The 17,822-nt window shown below is 59.3% G+C and carries 18 protein-coding genes; 7 read left to right on the top strand and 11 right to left on the bottom strand.

The window, feature by feature from the left end:
- The first annotated feature begins 141 nt into the window (after positions 1-141).
- The 7 genes from EBL_RS16520 (at position 142) to EBL_RS16490 (ending at position 7,016) form a co-directional block, all read left to right on the top strand.
- The gene (locus EBL_RS16520) at positions 142-1,044 is read left to right on the top strand and encodes an N-acetylmuramic acid 6-phosphate etherase (protein ID WP_002444102.1); all 903 of its coding nucleotides are present in this window, start codon (positions 142-144) and stop codon (positions 1,042-1,044) included.
- A gap of 171 nt (positions 1,045-1,215) precedes the next feature.
- Positions 1,216-1,890, top strand: a complete 675-nt coding sequence (locus EBL_RS16515; RefSeq protein WP_002444101.1) for an FMN-dependent NADH-azoreductase — start codon at positions 1,216-1,218, stop codon at positions 1,888-1,890.
- Between the two features lie 182 nt (positions 1,891-2,072).
- Positions 2,073-2,336 (top strand): type II toxin-antitoxin system ParD family antitoxin, encoded by a 264-nt coding sequence (locus EBL_RS16510; RefSeq protein WP_002444100.1) that lies wholly within the window; start codon positions 2,073-2,075, stop codon positions 2,334-2,336.
- Between the two features lie 242 nt (positions 2,337-2,578).
- Complete coding sequence (locus EBL_RS16505; RefSeq protein WP_002444099.1) at positions 2,579-3,562, top strand: autoinducer 2 ABC transporter substrate-binding protein; 984 nt, start codon at positions 2,579-2,581, stop codon at positions 3,560-3,562.
- Positions 3,563-3,611: 49 nt separating this feature from the next.
- Positions 3,612-5,096, top strand: coding sequence for a sugar ABC transporter ATP-binding protein (locus EBL_RS16500; protein ID WP_002444098.1), 1,485 nt, complete (start codon positions 3,612-3,614; stop codon positions 5,094-5,096).
- Positions 5,089-6,060 (top strand): ABC transporter permease, encoded by a 972-nt coding sequence (locus tag EBL_RS16495; RefSeq protein ID WP_002444097.1) that lies wholly within the window; start codon positions 5,089-5,091, stop codon positions 6,058-6,060. Before EBL_RS16500 ends, EBL_RS16495 begins: the two co-directional genes overlap by 8 nt.
- Positions 6,057-7,016 (top strand): ABC transporter permease, encoded by a 960-nt coding sequence (locus EBL_RS16490; protein WP_002444096.1) that lies wholly within the window; start codon positions 6,057-6,059, stop codon positions 7,014-7,016. The genes EBL_RS16495 and EBL_RS16490 overlap by 4 nt, the downstream gene beginning before the upstream one ends.
- A 43-nt stretch (positions 7,017-7,059) precedes the next feature.
- On the opposite strand, the gene EBL_RS16485 is transcribed toward EBL_RS16490, so the two are convergent.
- The 11 genes from EBL_RS16485 to EBL_RS16435 all read right to left on the bottom strand — a co-directional run bounded on the left by EBL_RS16485 (position 7,060) and on the right by EBL_RS16435 (position 17,562).
- On the bottom strand, positions 7,060-7,572 hold the full coding sequence (locus tag EBL_RS16485; RefSeq protein ID WP_002444095.1) for a 4-hydroxyphenylacetate 3-monooxygenase reductase subunit: 513 nt from the start codon (positions 7,570-7,572) through the stop codon (positions 7,060-7,062).
- Between the two features lie 11 nt (positions 7,573-7,583).
- On the bottom strand, positions 7,584-9,146 hold the full coding sequence (gene hpaB / locus EBL_RS16480) for a 4-hydroxyphenylacetate 3-monooxygenase, oxygenase component (protein ID WP_002444094.1): 1,563 nt from the start codon (positions 9,144-9,146) through the stop codon (positions 7,584-7,586).
- 197 nt (positions 9,147-9,343) lie between these two features.
- Positions 9,344-10,237, bottom strand: coding sequence for a 4-hydroxyphenylacetate catabolism regulatory protein HpaA (gene hpaA, locus EBL_RS16475; protein WP_002444093.1), 894 nt, complete (start codon positions 10,235-10,237; stop codon positions 9,344-9,346).
- Positions 10,238-10,284: 47 nt separating this feature from the next.
- Positions 10,285-11,661 carry a 4-hydroxyphenylacetate permease gene (hpaX, locus tag EBL_RS16470; protein ID WP_002444092.1) on the bottom strand — a complete coding sequence of 459 codons (1,377 nt, stop codon included), beginning with the start codon at positions 11,659-11,661 and terminating at the stop codon, positions 10,285-10,287.
- A gap of 21 nt (positions 11,662-11,682) precedes the next feature.
- On the bottom strand, positions 11,683-12,477 hold the full coding sequence (hpaI, locus tag EBL_RS16465; protein ID WP_162138181.1) for a 4-hydroxy-2-oxoheptanedioate aldolase: 795 nt from the start codon (positions 12,475-12,477) through the stop codon (positions 11,683-11,685).
- A gap of 15 nt (positions 12,478-12,492) precedes the next feature.
- Positions 12,493-13,296 (bottom strand): 2-oxo-hept-4-ene-1,7-dioate hydratase, encoded by an 804-nt coding sequence (hpaH, locus tag EBL_RS16460; RefSeq protein ID WP_002444090.1) that lies wholly within the window; start codon positions 13,294-13,296, stop codon positions 12,493-12,495.
- A 99-nt stretch (positions 13,297-13,395) separates the two neighbouring features.
- Positions 13,396-13,776, bottom strand: coding sequence for a 5-carboxymethyl-2-hydroxymuconate Delta-isomerase (locus tag EBL_RS16455; protein ID WP_002444089.1), 381 nt, complete (start codon positions 13,774-13,776; stop codon positions 13,396-13,398).
- 9 nt (positions 13,777-13,785) lie between these two features.
- Complete coding sequence (gene hpaD / locus EBL_RS16450; protein WP_002444088.1) at positions 13,786-14,643, bottom strand: 3,4-dihydroxyphenylacetate 2,3-dioxygenase; 858 nt, start codon at positions 14,641-14,643, stop codon at positions 13,786-13,788.
- Between the two features lie 62 nt (positions 14,644-14,705).
- The gene (gene hpaE / locus EBL_RS16445; protein ID WP_002444087.1) at positions 14,706-16,172 is read right to left on the bottom strand and encodes a 5-carboxymethyl-2-hydroxymuconate semialdehyde dehydrogenase; all 1,467 of its coding nucleotides are present in this window, start codon (positions 16,170-16,172) and stop codon (positions 14,706-14,708) included.
- A complete protein-coding gene (locus EBL_RS16440) occupies positions 16,169-16,933 on the bottom strand; it encodes a fumarylacetoacetate hydrolase family protein (RefSeq protein ID WP_002444086.1) in 765 nt (254 codons plus the stop codon). The genes hpaE and EBL_RS16440 overlap by 4 nt, the downstream gene beginning before the upstream one ends.
- The gene (locus EBL_RS16435; protein WP_002444085.1) at positions 16,930-17,562 is read right to left on the bottom strand and encodes a fumarylacetoacetate hydrolase family protein; all 633 of its coding nucleotides are present in this window, start codon (positions 17,560-17,562) and stop codon (positions 16,930-16,932) included. The genes EBL_RS16440 and EBL_RS16435 overlap by 4 nt, the downstream gene beginning before the upstream one ends.
- Between the last annotated feature and the right edge of the window lie 260 nt (positions 17,563-17,822).

Raw genomic sequence — 17,822 nt, 5'->3', positions numbered from 1 at the left:
GCGCGCCAATGTGAAAGCCATCTGAACAGGGCCCCGGGCACAGGCGTCGTGCCGGGCGGCTGGTGAATCGTGACCGCACTCGCAGGCCGCCGGGGGTAAAGTCGCTATAGTGGAGGGATAAACCATACGAAGGAGGTGGGTATGAGCACAGGGCTGAAAAGTGTAGCCATGGAGAGATGTAATGCCAGTACGGCGCAGATTGATCGCTTAGCCACCGGGGATCTGGTGCGCGCACTGCATCAGCAGGATCATGTATTAACCGCCGCTATTGACGACTGCCTGCCGGAAATCGCCCGTCTGATCGATAACGCGACCGCGGCCCTGAGCCGGGGCGGGCGCGTGGTGCTGGTGGGGGCGGGAGCCTCGGGGCGCCAGGCGATGCATACCGCCTGCGATTACGCGCCGGGTGGTGACAACCGGGTGCTGGGGCTGATTGCCGGTGGGCACCAGGCGATGGTCCACGAAGACAGCAGCGCGGCACAGGACTATGACGCGGGGATCCGCGCGTTGCAGGCCATCGGCTTTCATGATGGCGATCTGCTGGTGGCGCTGACCGTTAACGGGAAAACCCCCTGGGTCTGGGGGGCGATGCGCCACGCCCGGGCACAGGGGGCTACGGTGGCGGCCATCACCCGGGAGCCCGGGAGCGAGGCGGCCCAGCTGGCGGATATTCTGATAACGCCACGCACCGGGGCGGAGGTGGTGGCCGGTTTTCGCGATCCCCGCGCAACACTTGCCCAGCAGCAGATCCTGAACATGCTCAGCACGGGGCTGGCTATCCGCACCGGCCGGGTATTCGGGAATTTGCGCGTGGATCTGAATGCCGCGAACACCCACAGCCAGGAGCGCCAGATTGCGGTGGTGATGGCCGCCGGGGAGTGCTCCCGTTCGGTGGCGAAGGCAGCGCTGGCCAGCTGCAACAACCAGTGTAAAACGGCCATTCTGATGGTGCTCACCGGGATGGACGCCTGGTCAGCCAACGATCTGCTGGGGCAGCATAAGGGCCACCTGCGCATGGCGCTACAGGAAGCACCACAGCAGTAATCTTCGCCGGGGAGCTTGCCTCCCCGCACTATTTTCCTGCCTTTTTTTAGTCAAATTTTTTGATATAACCGCGCGAACTATTTCGCTATTACCGGTCTCATTTCGCCTTTAGAATTTCTCTCATTGGTCAGCGAGCTGACAACATCCGAATTCATAAGGCAGAGGTGGTATATGGCCAGCGTATTAGTATTGAAATCCAGTATTCTTGGTAGTGCTTCTCAGTCAAATTTGCTGACAGATTTTCTGGTAGAACAGTGGAAAACCCACCACCCGCAGGACAAGCTGACAGTGCGTGATCTGGCAAAAGATCCCTTACCGGTACTGGACAGCGAAGTGCTCGGGGCATTTGGTGATACCGCCGGGCTGAGCGACCGCCAGCGAGGCATCCGCGAGCGTTCCGACGCGCTGATTGCTGAGCTGAAATCTCACGATACCCTCGTGATTGCCGCACCGATGTATAACTTTAATATCCCGACCCAGCTGAAAAACTATTTTGACCTGATAGCCCGCGCCGGTGAAACGTTCCGCTACACCTCCGCCGGGCCAGAAGGGCTGGTCACCGGTAAAAAAGCGATTGTTATCAGCAGCCGTGGCGGTATGCATGCCGGTGGCGCCAGCGATATCGTGACCCCGTATCTGGAACAGTTCCTCGGGTTTATCGGTATTACCGGGGTGGAATTTGTCCTGGCTGAAGGGATGGCGATGGGCGAGCAGGCCGCGACGGCACGGGATAACGCCCGGGCAGCCTTAGCAGCCCTGGCCGGTACACAAGCCGCCGTTGCCAGCGCCCAGCCGGAACAGTCCCGGGGATTTTTGCAACAGCTGATGGCCAGACTGTTTGGCTGACAGACACGCAGTATGACGCGCGAAACCGCCCCCCGGGGCGGTTTTTGCGTAATGCGCCGTAAAATAGCAACAGGGAAAGGACAACAAGCCGGTTATCGGGTAAATCTGGTGGTGATCACTGGCGGGGAATCAGGCAGTATACTAACAGTTAATAACTGATAGTAACTCATCGGGAGCGGGTAATGACGACCAGTGTTTCTCTAAGTCCTTATTTTGAAGTGTTTATTCGGGAACAGATTGCCAGCGGACGTTATAACAACGCCAGCGAGGTGATTCGGGCAGGGCTGCGGGCGCTGGAAGAAAAGGAGCAACAGTTAAAGCTGGATGCTATGCGCCGGGATGTGGTGGCCGGAATGGAGAGCGGGCCGGGTAAAGAGGCAGATGAGGTATTTCACCGACTGTCTGAAAAATACCGGGCAATGGCCGGAGATAAGCGGGATAAATGAAACTGACCGGCGATATATTATTTCTGGCGTATTGGATGGTGATATCCGGGCGCTAATACCCCCCCCACTGTGAATAGCATCACAATCCAGAATTTCAGTCCGTTTATCCATATCTATAGCCGCGCTCTGGCTTTTATCTTGCTACGCTGAACACTAGGCTCTGCCCATAAAGAATAATTTATAAGCACATATTCTACGCCCGTTCTTGTCTTTTATCCTGACTACCTGTGAGGCTATAAATCATGAATAAACGCTGGATGGTAAATGTTGTCTCTTCTTTATTATTAGGCAGCGCCTTAATTAGCGCCCCGCTCTGTGCGCAGCAGAAAACCCTGGTGAATATCTCCAAAGTAGACGGCATGCCATGGTTTAACCGGATGGGTGAAGGGGTTGTACAGGCAGGAAAAGAGTTTAATATCAATGCCTCTCAGGTTGGCCCCTCCAGTACCGATGCCCCCCAGCAAGTGAAAATTATTGAGGATTTAATTGCCCGCAAAGTCAATGCCATCACCATTGTCCCCAATGATGCTAACGTCCTGGAGCCGGTGTTTAAAAAAGCCCGCGACGCGGGCATTGTGGTATTAACCAATGAATCGCCCGGGCAGCCCAGCGCCAACTGGGATATTGAAATTATTGATAACCAGAAATTTGCCGCAGAATATGTCGAGCATATGGCGAAGCGCATGGGCGGCAAAGGCGGCTATGTGATTTATGTGGGGAGCCTGACCGTTCCCCAGCATAATTTATGGGCCGATCTGCTGGTGAAATACCAGAAAGAACACTACCCGGATATGCATGAAGTCACCCGGCGGATGCCGGTGGCAGAAAGTGTGGATGATGCCCGGCGCACCACGCTGGATTTAATGAAAACTTACCCGGATTTAAAAGCGGTCGTCTCTTTCGGCTCTAATGGCCCGATTGGCGCAGGCCGCGCAATAAAAGAAAAACGCGCCAAAAAGAAAGTGGCGGTGTACGGCATGATGATCCCCTCCCAGGCGGCATCATTAATTAAGAGCGGCGACATTACCGAAGGCATCACCTATGACCCGGCCACCGCAGGCTATGCGCTGGCGGCGGTTGCCAGCACCCTGCTTAATGGTCAGGAGATTAAACCCGGGTTTGAGCTGAAAAACCTCGGCGCGGCGGAGGTGGACACCGACAAACGGATTATCCGCTTCCACAAAGTGTTACTGGTCAATAAAGAGAATATCGACTCGCTGTATTAATTCTGTTCCGGGGCGGGAGCCGCCCCGGTCCTGCCACCAGGGGGATACTATGGAACCGTTCCTTTCCCTTAACCACATCAGTAAAACCTTTCACGCCACCCGCGCGCTGGACGATATCGCGCTGGCCTTTATGCCCGGCGAGGTCCATTGCCTGGCCGGCCAGAACGGCTGCGGGAAATCGACCCTGATCAAAATCATTTCCGGGGTGTACCGCCCCGACGAGGGGGCGGAGATCCGCCTGGGGGGCAGGCAGTATAGCCGCCTGTCGCCCGCGCAGTCTGTGGCGTCGGGGATCCAGGTTATCTATCAGGATCTCTCTTTATTTGCCAATCTCAGCGTCTGGGAGAATATCGCCATTAACCACTATCACCACGGTCTGCTGGTGAATAAAAAGCGGCTGCGCCAGGTGGCAGAGCGGGCCATGGCGAGTATTCATGTCAGCCTGCCGCTGGAGGCGCGCGTCGGGGAGTTATCGATAGCCCGCTGCCAGCTGGTGGCTATCTGCCGGGCGCTGGCCCAGGATGCCCGGCTGATTATTATGGATGAGCCCACCGCATCACTTACCCATCAGGAGGTGGAAGGGCTGCTGCATATTGTGCGCCAGCTGCGCGAAAAGGGTATCTGCGTGGTGTTTGTCAGCCACCGTCTGGAGGAGGTAATGGCCGTATCCGATCGCATCTCGGTGCTGAAAGACGGCCAGCTGGTGGGCACCTGGCCGGCGGCGGAGATAACCACCCGGCGGCTGGGATTTCTGATGACGGGCCGGGAATTTGATTACCAGGTCCGCGAGCTGTGGCAAAGCCGCCAGAGCACCCCGGTGCTGGAGGTGCGCAAGCTGAGCCGGGCGGGGGAGTACCAGGAGGTATCGTTACGGGTCGAGGCCGGGGAGGTGGTGTCGATTGTCGGGCTGCTGGGGGCCGGGCGCACCGAATTGTGCCTGAGCCTGTTTGGTATGACCCGGCCAGACAGCGGCGAGATCCTGATCAATGGTCAGCCGGTTGCGTTGCGCAGTAACCGGGACGCCATCCGCCACGGGGTGGGCTATGTCTCTGAAGACCGTATGTCGCGCGGGCTGATCATGACCCAGTCCATTGAAAATAACATTATCAGCACGGTATTTGGCAAGGTGACCGGCCCCGGCGGGCTGATAAGCCGCGCCCGAAGCGGCGAGCTGGTGGCGCGCCTGGTCACGGCGCTGAGCATTAAAACCGGTGATGTGCAGCTGCCGGTAAACACCCTCTCCGGCGGGAATGCCCAGCGGGTGTCGATAGCCCGCTGGCTGGCTATCACCCCGAAGTTGCTGATCCTCGACAGCCCGACCGTCGGGGTGGATATCGCCAATAAAGCCGGGATTTACCACATCATCAGCGAGCTGGCGAGCCACGGGATCGCGGTGCTGATGATTTGCGATGAAATCGACGAGGCCTGGTATCAGAGCCACCGCATTCTGGTCATGCAGCAGGGGCGCATAACGCACAGCTTCCTGCCGGACACCAGCACCCGGGAGCAGATTGCGGAGGTGGTCAGTGGCTGAATTAAAGAAACGCCAGGAGCTGTGGCTGGCGCTGCTTATCGTGATTATCGTGGGGTTTTTATCCTGGAAAACCAGCGACTTTCTCACTTTTGGAAACCTGTACGATCTGGCCAATAACTACGCCATGCTGACCATTCTGGCCTGCGGCCTGTTTGTGGTACTGATTTCCGGCGGTATTGATATCTCCTTCCCGGCGACCACGATTATTGCCCAGTACGGCATGGTGCTGGTGCTGCAAAAAATCGGCGGCAATTTTGCGCTGGCCTTCCTGCTGGCCGGGGGAATAGGCGTGCTGCTGGGGCTGGTTAACGCCCTGCTGGTTAACCGCCTGCGGGTGCCGGCCATCATTATCACCATCTCTACGCTGAATATTTTTTACGGGCTGCTGCTGTGGTTCAGTAAAGGGGTCTGGCTGTATGACTTCCCGCCCTGGTTTGAGCACGGGCTGATGCTGTTCACCTATACCGACGCCGAAGGCTATGACTACGGGCTGGGGCTGCCGCTGCTCACCATGCTGGCGGTAGTGTGCCTTACCGGGTGGCTGATGAACGCCACCACCATCGGGCGCCAGATCTACGCCCTGGGGGGCAGCCGGGAATCTGCCAGCCGTATTGGCTTTAGCGTGCTGAAATTACAGCTGTTTGTGTATGGCTATATGGGGCTTATGTCCGGGGCGGCGGGGGTGGTGCAGTCCTGGACGGTGATGACCGTAGCACCTGATTCACTCTTAGGCTATGAGCTGACCGTGCTGGCAGCGGTGGTGCTGGGGGGCACAAGCCTGGTGGGCGGGCGCGGCACGCTGACCGGCACGCTGCTGGGGGTGATACTGCTGGCGGTGCTGCAAAATGGCCTGAACCTGCTGGGGGTCTCGTCATACTGGCAGACCCTGATAACCGGGGTGGTTATCGTCACCAGTATCAGCGCCACGGCCTGGAGCCAGCATCAGAACCGGAGCTTATTATGAAACACGCATGGCGCAATAACGTTGAGTTTTACCTGATAGGACTTCTGGTGCTTGTGGTGGTGGCGTTCAGCATTCTGATGCCGCAGATTTTCTGGTCGGCCAGTAATTTTCAGTCTATCGCCTCCCAGATGCCGGTGCTTGGCATCCTCGCCCTTGCCATGGCGATGTCCATGCTGTGTGGCGGCATTAACCTGTCGATTATCGCCACGGCCAATGCCTGCTCGCTGGTGATGGCCTGGGTGGCGACCAGCTACCCGCCCGGGGTGGGCACCGCCGTAGCGACCCTACTGGCCGGTGGCGGGGCGGCGGTGATTATCGGCCTGTGTAACGGGGTGCTGATAGCCGGGATCCGCGTGTCACCCATTCTCGCCACCCTGGGGATGATGACCCTGCTCAGGGGCGTCAATATTCTGGTCACCGGCGGGAGCGCCATCGCCAGTTACCCGGAGTGGGTCTTGTGGCTTAATCGCGCCCAGTGGTTTGGTATTCCGCTGCCCATGTGGCTGTTTGCGCTGGTGGCCGCCGGGCTGTGGATCGTGCTGGAGAAGACCCCCTTCGGGCGGGCGGTTTACCTGATTGGCGCCAATGAGCGGGCCACCCTCTATTCGGGGATCAACACCCGGCGGGTGCTGATCCTGGTGTATATCCTCTCGGCGCTGCTGTGCGCGGTGGCGGCCTTTCTGATGATGTCGAAGCTGAACTCGGCGAAAGCCTCTTACGGGGAGTCTTACCTGCTGGTCTCTATCCTGGCGGCGGTGCTGGGCGGGGTCAACCCGGACGGCGGCAGCGGGCGGATTATCGGTATGGTGCTGGCGCTGTTTCTGCTCCAGACCATTGAGAGCGGCTTCAATATGCTGGGGGTGAGCCCGTATCTGACGATGGCCCTGTGGGGCACGCTGCTGTTGTGCTTTATTCAGGCCCGGGGAATGCTGGGGCTGGAGAGCACCCGGGTATAGGTGGAGGATAACGCTCCCGCCGGTGCGGCGGGAGCGTGGCTGGTCAGGCGACGGCCATTTCCATCATCACCGGGTGGAAGCGGCGCTTAAAGTAGATAAGCCCGTGGCCTTCGTCACTCAGGACGATATTTTTAATCGCCACCAGATACACCAGATGGGTGCCGATCGTCTGCACCTGGCTGATTTCGCCCTCCAGGCTTGCCAGTGATCCCGCCAGTACCGGCTGCCCCTGGGGGCCGCTGCGCCACTGTTCCCCTTTGAAGCGATCTTCCATCGCCATGCCGGTCATACCGGCGAAGTGGCGCGCCATCAGCTCCTGCTCATGGTTCAGCACGTTCACGCACAGCTTACCGTTGCCCTGGAATACCGGGTTCATGGCGCTGTTGGCGTTAATGCACACCATCAGCGACGGGGGCGTGTCGGTCACGGAGCACACGGCGGTGGCGGTGATCCCGCACTGCCCGGCGTCCCCGCTGGTGGTGACAATATTCACCGCCGCCGACAGGCTGGCCATGGCATCGCGAAAGCGCAGACGCTGGTCGTTATCTTGTTGCATGGCAACCTCCGTTATTTCAGCAGTTTATCTAACACGTTAATATCCGCATTGTTGTGCAGGTGCGGCACTGTCCAGCCGTGCTGGTCGTACTCTGACAGGCAGCGATCTACCATTGCCATCATTTTGTCCATATTGCCGGAGGTCTGGGCCTGGCGCAGACACTGCAGGCGGATCTCATCCTGGCTGCCGGAGTAGTTGATCTCGTAAAGCTCGTGGCGGCCGCCAAACTCACTGCCGATGGCATCCCACATCAGTTTGAGGATCTTGATACGTTCAACGTGATCCATCCCGTTGGAGCCGCGCACATATTTCGCCAGGTACTGATCGATCTGCGGGTTATTCAGATCCCGGGCGCTGGACGGCAGATAAATAAGGCCGCTGGTCACGTTGCGCTCAATGATATTTTTGATCTTGGCGTAAGCCATAGGGGCCATAACGCGGTAGGTTTGCAGGGCCGCGTGATCCGGCAGCCAGGCACCGTTGATCCACGGGGTTGCTTCAGAACACATGGAGTCGCTCAGGGCCCAGAACATATTGCGCCAGGCCACCACTTCCCCGAGATCTGCCTGCACGCCGCGGAACTCCAGGGTGCCGGTACACTCCAGGGAGCGCTTCAGCAGGGCGCAGATAAAGTCCAGTTTTACCGCCAGACGCACACAGGCCTGCAGCGGGTACATGCGGGCAAAGCCCCCTTCCATGGTCCAGCGGCGGCAGCGGTCGAAATCGCGGTAGATAAGCACGTTTTCCCAGGGGATCAGTACATTATCCATCACCAGGATAGCGTCGTTCTCATCAAAACGGCTGGAGAGCGGGTAATCATACGGGGAGCCGGTCGCGCCGGAGACCAGCTCATAAGAGGCGCGGGAGATAAGTTTAACCCCTTCCGCGTCCATCGGGGCCACGAACATCAGCGCGAAGTCCGGGTTTTCCCCCATCACCTGGGCTGAGCCAAAGCCAATCATATTGTAGTGGGTGAGGGCGGAGTTGGTGGCAACCACCTTGGCACCGCTGACGATGATCCCGGCGTCGGTCTCTTTTTCCAGCTTGATGTAGACGTCTTTCACTTCGTCCGCCGGTTTATGACGGTCGATAGGCGGGTTGACGATGGCGTGGTTAAAGTAGAGGCCGGTTTCCTGAATGCGGCTGTACCAGTGGCGGGCGTTCTGCTCAAACTGACCATAAAACGCCGGGTTCGCCCCCAGGGCGCAGCCAAAGGCGGCTTTGTAATCCGGGGTGCGCCCCATCCAGCCGTAGCTCAGGCGTGACCACTCGGCAATGGCGTCGCGCTGCTGGCGCAGATCGTCGGCGCTTTTTGCGACCCGGAAAAATTTATGGGTGTAACCGCCGCTGCCGGTATCGGTGTTCCAGCATAAGGTGTCCTGTAATTCCGGCTTGTGCAGCGCGTCGTACAGCTGGCCCACGGAGGCCGCCGCATTACGGAAAGCCGGGTGGGTGGTGACATCTTTCACCCGCTCGCCGTAGATATAAATTTCGCGGCCATCCTGCAGGCTCTTCAGGTACTCTTCACCGGTCAGCGGGCGTTTGGCGTCAGCGCGGAAATCTTCGGGTTTCATAGGGACCTCGTTATACGTATTCGGATTTGGCGCACCGTGGCAAGCCGCCTGCGGCGCATGTTGTTAAATTAATGTTTTCTTTTTGTTGTTCAATTGAAGCGCTCAATGGCGCTTTACGGAAGAGACTTTTGGGTCAACGGCGGGTACTTTTCCCCGGCCAGAGGGGCCGGGTGGATAAACTGCGATCGGGATCAACCTCACCCGTGGGGGGCAGTCTGTCGGCAACGAAACCGTGAAGGGGAGCAGCCCGCCAGGCGGTTAAAGAAGCGCGCGAAATAGGCGGGATCCTTAAACCCCAGTTGCCAGGCAATATCGTTCACCGCACAGTCGGAAAACAGCAGCAGCCGTTTCGCCTCCCTGAGCTGGCGGTCAAAAATCAGCCGCTTGGGGGGCCGGTTGGCAAAGCGGCGGCAGATATCCGTCAGCCGGGATTCGGTAATATGCAGCTCCCGGGCGTAGTCCGGCACGCTCCAGTGGCAGGAGAAGTGCTGGTCCACCATCAGGTTAAAGCGCTGGAACAGTTTCAGCTCGCCGCGCATGCCGCTGGCGGCCTGATCATCCAGGCGCACATTGCGCAGCAGCAGGGTAAAGACCCCCTGGGCCAGCAGTTTCAGGGTATTTTCCCGGCCGGGAAACTCCTCCCGGGATTCGCGCTCAATAAGCCGCCAGTAGTGCTCCAGCGCCAGTAGCTCCTCCGGGCAGTGGGCGAGGGAAAAACAGATCCCCGGCAGGCCGAAGGCTTCCCGGGTGCCGGGGTAGAGCACTTCAAGCAGGGGCCAGATAAGATCCTCATGTACCGTGAGCACGTGCCCGTCGCTGTCGGATTCAGTAAAAAACGCGTGGGGCACCGAAGGGGGTGTCAGCACGAAGAGCGGCGCTTCGACCGAGTAGTGGTGATCATCAAGCTGAAGCTCAATCTGCCCGGTGTTGAGAAAGTGCATCTGGAAGAAGCTGTCGTGGCGATGGGGGCGCATATCGCGGCCAAAAAACGCCGCCATACGCGAGAAGGACTGGTAATGGACATCATCGCTGCCGAGGCTCTCGTCGTACTCTTTGCGAATATCAATGTTGGTAATCGGGCTGTCGCTCATGGTCACTCCGCAAATAGTAGGCCCGGGATCCCCCGGGCGACAGAAGATCAGGGGGTTGCCCGGGGCCGGGAAGAGGGCATGGGGATCATCCAGATAACAATGGCCCCCACCACCAGCAGGGCCGCCATCAGATACAGACCGCTGTTAAAACTGCCGGTGAGGTCTTTCAGCCAGCCGACAAACAGCGGGCTCATGGCGGAGCCGATATTGCCGGTGGCGTTAATCACCGCAATGGCAATGGCCCGCGCCCGCAGGCTGATGGACTGATCCGGCGTTGTCCAGAAGATAGCCATGGCGCTAAACGATCCGGCAGAGGCCATAATAATCCCCAGCATTTGCAGCAGACCATGGCTGCTCAGGGTGGTGAGGATCCAGCCTGCGGCGGCAAACAGGAACGGCAGGGCGGTATGGTGCCTGCGCTCCTGGTAGCGATCGGAGTGGCGGCTCCACCAGATCATCCCGCCAATGGTGCAGACTTGCGGGATCGCCGCCAGCAGGCCGATGGTGATATTGCTGCTGTCTGCGTTAAAGCTCTTGAGGATCTGCGGGGTCCAGATACTCACCGCGCTCAGGGTGTTGGTCAGGCAGAAGTAGGCCAGGGTGTAGAGCATCACCACCGGGGTGAAGATTTCCCGCCACATGCTGCCTTTTTGCAGGGCGCTGTGGCTGGCGGCCCCTTCCGGCTGCACCAGCGACAGCCGGTCCTGCGCCATCATCTCTTTCAGGCACTGTTTGTCTTCTGCGCTCAGCCAGCGGGCTTTATCCGGCGAATCCACCAGGTAGAACCAGACAACCACCCCGAGGAGCACCGACGGAAACCCCTCCAGCAGGAACAGCCACTGCCAGCCGTGCAGGTTGAGCAGCCCGTCCAGCGAGAGAATATACCCGGAGACCAGCGAGCCCAGGGCGGTGGTCACCGGCATGGCTATCATAAACAGCGCATTGGCCCGGGCGCGGAAATAGGCCGGAAACCAGTAAGTGAGGTAGAGCAAAATACCGGGCAGGAAGCCTGCCTCGGTGATGCCGACCAGCATACGCAGTACGTACAGGCTGGTGGGGCCGGTGGCGAACATGGTGGCGGTGGAGGCCAGCCCCCAGAGCACCATAATCACCGCTATCCAGCGCCGGGCGCCGACAATGCCCAGCATAATATTGCTGGGAATGCCGAACATCACATAGGTGGCGTAAAACAGGGTGGTGGCCATGCCAAACATAGTGGCGCTGAGCCCCAGATCCTGGCCCATGGTCAGCCCGGCAAAACCGATATTGATGCGATCAAGGAATGAGAAAATAAACAGCACGAACAAAAACACAACCAGACGGCGGAACAGTTTACTGATCACTGATTGTTGTTGAGCCGTCAGCGCAAGGTGCTGACTGGCCGGGTTCTGGGTGCCCGCTACCGCAGGTGAGGTATCGCTCATGGTTTTCTCCCTGTGAACGTATCAGTAGACGCCGGGGCGCGTGTCACAGGCCGGCTGGTTCTCTTTAAAGCTGGCGGCCAGTGCCTGAGCGCTGCGCGACAGCAGCGTGGTATCCACACCGACCGCCACAAACAGGGCGCCCAGCTCCAGATAGCGGCGCGCAGCCACCGGATCGGCCATTAAGATCCCCGGTGCCTTACCGGCGGCGCGGATCTGAGTAATGGCCTGCTCAATGGCGGCTTTCACTTCCGGGTGGTGGGGATTGCCCGCATGGCCCATATCGGCGCTGAGATCCGCCGGGCCGATAAACACCCCGTCGACCCCTTCCACATCGAGAATGCTGCTCAGGTTGCGCATCGCTTCCCGGGTTTCTATCTGCACCAGCACGCACATTTCGTCATTGGCGCGGTGCAGGTAGTCCGGGATCTGATTCCAGCGTGATGCCCGGGCCAGGGCGCTGCCCACACCGCGGATCCCGGCAGGCGGGTAGCGGGTCGCCAGCACCGCCTGGCGGGCCTGTTCGGCGTTTTGCACCATCGGCACCAGTAAGTTCTGGGCGCCCACATCCAGCAGTTGCTTGATCTGCACCGGATCATTCCAGGAAGGGCGCACCACCGGCTGGCTGGGGTAGGGGGCAATGGCCTGGAGCTGGTGCAGCACGCTGGGGACGTTATTGGGGGCGTGCTCGCCGTCTATCAGCAGCCAGTCAAAACCGGTTCCGGCGAGGAGCTCGGCGCTGTAGCTGCTGCTCAGCCCCAGCCACAGGCCAATTTGTGGCTGTTGTGCTTTCAGGGCGGCTTTAAAGGTGTTGGTCAGTGTCATGGTGCTCTCCTAGACAAAGCGGCAACTGATGGAGCCCATGTTGCCGTAATCAACGTGGAAGGTGTCCCCTTTGCTGGCTGCCACCGGGCGGGTGAACGAGCCTCCGAGGATTATCTGCCCGGCCTCCAGCTGTACGTCATAGGGGGCCAGTTTGTTTGCCAGCCAGGCTACGCCGTTGGCCGGATGGTTAAGTACCCCGGCGGCAACGCCGGTCTCTTCGATAACCCCGTTGCGGTACAGCAAAGCGGAGATCCAGCGCAGATCCAGCTCATCCGGGCGGATGGGGCGGCCACCGAGGATAACCCCGGCGTTGGCGGCGTTATCGGAAATGGTGTCGAACACTTTGCGCGGCTTGCCGGTCTGTGGATCCACATTCGGGCAACGGGCGTCGATAAGCTCCAGGGCCGGGATCACGTAGTCGGTGGCGTTATACACATCAAACAGGGTGCAGTTGGGCCCGCGCAGCGGCTTAGCCAGCACAAAGGCCAGCTCAACTTCAATACGCGGCACGATAAAGCGATCCGTGGGAATGTCGCTGCCGTCGTGAAAGAACATATCGTCCAGCAGGGCGCCGTAGTCCGGCTCGGTAATTTGCGAGCTAAGCTGCATCGCCCGGGAGGTCAGGCCGATTTTGTGGCCTTTGAGTACCCGGCCTTCGGCGATTTTCAGCGCCACCCATTCACGCTGTACCGCGTAGGCGTCTTCAATGGTTATCTCCGGGTACTGCCGGGAGATCTGGGGGATCTGCTCGCGGGTTTGCTCTGCCCGGTGCAGCTGGAGGGCGATTTCAGCGTGGATCTCTTTAGCTAACATACGACATTCCTGTAGCCAGTTGGCGATGATAGATAAGGCCTGCGGCGCAGGCCCGGTCACCCGGCAGTGCCCTGCCGGGGAAATAAAACCTGAAAGACCTTAACGGAACAGCGCGTGAACGTTGTTTTGCTTGTAGTTCAGCGTCGGGTGGAGTTCCTCTATTTCAAACGACAGGGCCAGATAGCGGCTCTCCATCAGGGCGGCGAAGTGCTCGCGGATGAGCCCGAACAGCATGTCGCCTACCTGCTGGCGGCTTTCCAGGCTGCGCCCGCTGCCGATCTTCAGGGTCATATGGACGAAGGCGTAGTCGTGCTTACCGTCGGCCATTTGCCAGGTATCGAGCCAGATAGCCCGGCTGCGGATCCCCCCCAGCGGGAAGATCCCCGTCTCTGCCAGGGCACTGTTCACTTTGGCAAACAGCGCCGGTAGCTCTGCCTGCTGGCGGATGTTTTCGGTACATTCAGCGTAAAAATGCGGCATGGTGCGACCTCAGGCGGTTCTGGCTAACGGGAATACGGCGTTGACCTGACCGGTGCCGGAGCTCGGGAACAGATCGGTAATAAATTCCACCTTGCCCTGATACTGGTCCCAGCCCATCAGCCCCAGCAGCATGACCGTGTCGTGCATGTTGCCCTCGCCGTAGCAGTAGTCGGCGTATTCCGGCAGCATGCGGCAGAACTCGGCAAATTTGCCTTCGCGCCACAGCTTGACCACCCGGTGGTCCATCTGCTCATCAAATTCCCGGGTCCAGGCGTTCATGCCCTGTTCGGCGCGCTGATCGTCAATAAAACGGTGGGAGAGGGAGCCACTGGCCAGCACCGCGACGGTGCCGTCGTATTTTTCAATGGCCCGGCGCACCGCTTCCCCCATCCGGCGGCTGTCGGCAAAGTCGTGTACGGTACAAAACGCCGAAATGGAGACCACTTTGAAGTGGCGATCGCTGTTCATATAGCGCATCGGGACCAGGGTGCCGTACTCCAGGGTGAGGGTGGAGATGGCGTGGGCCTGGGCGCGAACCCCTGAGCTGATCGCCTCTTCGGCAATCAGGTTGCCCAGCACCGGGTTGCCGTCATACTCATATTCCATGTCGCGAATAAAGTGCGGCAGTTCGTGGCTGGTGTAGACGCCCTGGAAGTGGTCGTTGCAGTTGATATGGTAGGCGCTGTTGACCAGCCAGTGGGTATCGAACACGACAATCGTATCGACACCCAGCTCGCGGCAGCGGCGGCTTATCTCTTTGTGGCCATCAATGGCGGCCTGGCGGCAGCCATGGTGCTTACCCGGCAGTTCCGACAGATACATGGACGGTACGTGGGTGACTTTGGCGGCTAAGGCTAATTTACCCATCAGTGTTTCCCTCATTCAATGTGCTTAACGTGCCGCAGGGCGCGCGGCACGCGCGGGTGGGGTCAGACGCCCCATTTCGGGATCGGGTGATCCCCCAGGGAGATACAGACGTTTTTCATCTCCGCAAACACCTCAAAGCTGTACTCGCCGCCTTCCCGGCCGGTGCCGGAGGCTTTCACCCCGCCAAACGGCTGGCGCAGATCGCGCACGTTCTGGGTATTGACGAACACCATACCGGCTTCAATACCCCGGGCCAGGCGCAGCACTTTGCTGACATCCTGGGTCCAGATATAGGAGGCGAGACCGTACTCCACATCGTTGGCCAGCCGCAGACCTTCCGCTTCGTCTTTGAACGGGATCAGGCAGGCGACCGGGCCAAAGATCTCTTCCTGGGCGACCCGCATCCGGTTGTCCACATCGGCCAGCACCGTGGGGCGCAGGAAGTTGCCGTTTCTCAGGTGCGGCGGCAGATCCGCTGGTTTGTCCGGGCCACCGGCCAGCAGGGTTGCCCCCTCTTCGATACCGATCCGGATATAGCCGGAGACCTTGTCCCAGTGCTGCTGGCTGATAAGCGCCCCCACCTGGGTGGCCGGATCGGTCGGATCCCCCACCCGCAGGCGGTTGGCGCGCTCGGCAAAGCGTTTTACAAACTCCGGGTAGATACTCTGCTGGATGAAAATGCGTGAACCGGCGGTGCAGCGCTCACCGTTGATGGAGAAGATAGTAAACAGGGCCGCATCCAGTGCGCGCTCGATATCCGCATCTTCAAACACCAGAACCGGGGATTTCCCCCCCAGCTCCATGGAGTATTTTTTCAGCCCGGCGTTCTGCATAATGCGCCGCCCGGTGGCGGTGCCCCCGGTGAAGGACACAGCGCGCACATCATGGTGGCGCACCAGGGCATCCCCGGCGGTGGCCCCGTAACCCTGGACTACGTTAAGCACCCCGGCGGGAATACCCGCTTCAAGGGCCAGCTCCCCCAGCCGGTCGGCGGTCAGCGGGGAGAGCTCCGACATTTTCAGCACGGCCGTGTTGCCCAGGGCCAGGCAGGGGGCCACTTTCCAGGTGGCGGTCATAAACGGCACGTTCCACGGAGAGACCAGCGCACAGACACCCACCGGCTGCACCAGGGTGTAGTTGAGCATCTTGTCGTCTACCGGGTAGGTTTTGCCGTTCATCTGCTGGCAGACTTCGGCAAAGAACTCAAAGTTATGGGAGGCGCGCGGGATCAGCACATTTCTGGTCTGGTGAATGGGCAGGCCCGTGTCGGCGGTCTCCATGGCGGCAATGTCCGGCACGTTTTCGTCGATAAGCTCACCGAGCTTACGCATCAGCCGGGCGCGCTCTTTCATCGGCAGACCAGCCCATTTGGGGAAGGCCTCTTTTGCGGCGGCTACCGCCTGGTTGATTTCCGCCTCGCCACCGGAGGCGACATCCGCCAGCACTTCGCCGGTGGCGGGGTTGGTGGTCTGGAAGTAGTCGCGGCCGGGCACATTTTTGCCGTTGATCCAGTGATTGATGGTTTTCATTTCAGGCTCTCCTCGTAATCCTGTTCGCTGATGATGTGGTTAACCAGGCGGCCAACGCCTTCAACCTCCACCACGACTTCATCTCCGGGCACCACGTCAGACAGCCCTTTCGGGGTGCCGGTGGCTATCATGTCGCCGGGCTGGAGCGTCATAAACGCACTCAGGTATTCGATCAGGAACGGTATGTTAAACACCAGGTCCGCCGTGCTGCCCTGCTGGCGCAGCTCGCCGTTGACGTAAGTGCGCAGGGTCAGATTGTGCGGATCCGGAATGTCCGCTTTATCGACTATCCACGGGCCGATGGGGGTCAGGGTGTCGCGGCTCTTCACCCGCAGGTTGGGGCGGTAGTAGTTTTCCAGGTAATCGCGGATGGCGTAGTCATTACAGACCGTATAACCGGCCACGTAGTCCATGGCATTGGCCTGGCTGACATGGCGCGCAGTTTTGCCGATAACCACCACCAGCTCGGCCTCGTAGTGCATGTACTCCACGTTGTCCGGGCGGACCGATACCTGGCGGTGGCCGGTGAGGCTGTTCGGCGCTTTGATAAAGATAAGCGGCTCTTCCGGGGCTTTAAATTCCAGCTCGGTGGCGTGGTCTGCATAGTTAAGGCCAAGGGCAAAAATGGTGCCGCTGGCCGGGGGCAGCCAGGTGACCTGATCGGCCGTGAGGGTGGTGCCATCCTTCAGGCAGATACGCTGCTGGTTATCGACCGTGACGTTCAGATCTTCGCCCTGATAGCGGATACGGGCCTGTTTCATGAGGTTGCTCCTTGGGCAATAAGGGTGTTTTCCAGCACCGGGAAGCCCGCTGCCATAATGCGCACCTGGTCGCCCGGGTGCAGGGTAACCCGCTGGTGCGGGGTGCCCAGCAGGATCACATCCCCGGGCTGGAGGGTGGCAAACTCGCTCAGTGCGCTGACCACCTGCTGCGCATCGCGCACCAGGTCCCGGGTGCTCCAGGCGTCGGCCTGGCGGCCGTTAATCTCAGTGATGATGGTCAGATCCCGGATATCCACCCCGGTTACCAGCTCGCCCAGCGGGCAGAAACCGTCCCGGCATTTGGCCTGGATGGCCGGGCGGTAGAAGCTGGTTTCCGGCAGGCTCAGTTCGTTTGCCAGGGCATACCCGGCGATACAGTCCGTGGCCTGACGGGGCGAAACCTTGCGGGCGGTTTTGCCTATTACCAGCGCGACGGTCCCGCCGCTTTGCACCTGTTCACCCGCCGGATAGCCGATACTTGCGCCGCTGGTCACCACGGTGTTGCGCGGTTTAATAAACCAGACCGGGGTGCGGGGCGGGGTTTTATAGGGGGCTTCCCGGAACGCCTGTTCCCAGGCATCCAGCTGGCTCTGATGGTTTAACGCGATGGCAAAAACGGTGCCTTTCATGACCACTCCTTATAGCCTGAACCACAGATTTTATGGTTCATTAACATATTAATGATCTCTGTTTTATGCTTCCTGCCCGCGTCTGGCAACTGTAAGTAAAAGTTTTGTGATGTGATTAACAATAAATTTACATTATGTTTATTTATATCTTAATAATCAGTGTGTTGCTGGATTTGTGCTGGCATCGTGTTGTTTGGGCTGGTATTTTTCATATCCGGAATGGTGCTTACTCTGAAAATTATTCACTTATTAATAAATTT

This window comes from Shimwellia blattae DSM 4481 = NBRC 105725 (genome assembly GCF_000262305.1).
Lineage (GTDB): Bacteria > Pseudomonadota > Gammaproteobacteria > Enterobacterales > Enterobacteriaceae > Shimwellia > Shimwellia blattae.
The sequence above is the reverse complement of the archived record's forward strand: the minus strand, read 5'-3'. Positions and strand labels throughout refer to the sequence as shown.

Coding starts and splice junctions, on each gene's coding strand:
- hpaH (WP_002444090.1), bottom strand. CDS start 13,296: ATGTTAGCTAAAGAGATCCACGCTGAAATCGCCCTCCAGCTGCACCGG.
- EBL_RS16455 (WP_002444089.1), bottom strand. CDS start 13,776: ATGCCGCATTTTTACGCTGAATGTACCGAAAACATCCGCCAGCAGGCA.
- EBL_RS16520 (WP_002444102.1), top strand. CDS start 142: ATGAGCACAGGGCTGAAAAGTGTAGCCATGGAGAGATGTAATGCCAGT.
- EBL_RS16490 (WP_002444096.1), top strand. CDS start 6,057: ATGAAACACGCATGGCGCAATAACGTTGAGTTTTACCTGATAGGACTT.
- EBL_RS16510 (WP_002444100.1), top strand. CDS start 2,073: ATGACGACCAGTGTTTCTCTAAGTCCTTATTTTGAAGTGTTTATTCGG.
- EBL_RS16505 (WP_002444099.1), top strand. CDS start 2,579: ATGAATAAACGCTGGATGGTAAATGTTGTCTCTTCTTTATTATTAGGC.
- EBL_RS16500 (WP_002444098.1), top strand. CDS start 3,612: ATGGAACCGTTCCTTTCCCTTAACCACATCAGTAAAACCTTTCACGCC.
- hpaE (WP_002444087.1), bottom strand. CDS start 16,172: ATGAAAACCATCAATCACTGGATCAACGGCAAAAATGTGCCCGGCCGC.
- EBL_RS16435 (WP_002444085.1), bottom strand. CDS start 17,562: ATGAAAGGCACCGTTTTTGCCATCGCGTTAAACCATCAGAGCCAGCTG.
- hpaD (WP_002444088.1), bottom strand. CDS start 14,643: ATGGGTAAATTAGCCTTAGCCGCCAAAGTCACCCACGTACCGTCCATG.
- EBL_RS16485 (WP_002444095.1), bottom strand. CDS start 7,572: ATGCAACAAGATAACGACCAGCGTCTGCGCTTTCGCGATGCCATGGCC.
- EBL_RS16440 (WP_002444086.1), bottom strand. CDS start 16,933: ATGAAACAGGCCCGTATCCGCTATCAGGGCGAAGATCTGAACGTCACG.
- hpaA (WP_002444093.1), bottom strand. CDS start 10,237: ATGAGCGACAGCCCGATTACCAACATTGATATTCGCAAAGAGTACGAC.
- hpaB (WP_002444094.1), bottom strand. CDS start 9,146: ATGAAACCCGAAGATTTCCGCGCTGACGCCAAACGCCCGCTGACCGGT.
- hpaX (WP_002444092.1), bottom strand. CDS start 11,661: ATGAGCGATACCTCACCTGCGGTAGCGGGCACCCAGAACCCGGCCAGT.
- EBL_RS16515 (WP_002444101.1), top strand. CDS start 1,216: ATGGCCAGCGTATTAGTATTGAAATCCAGTATTCTTGGTAGTGCTTCT.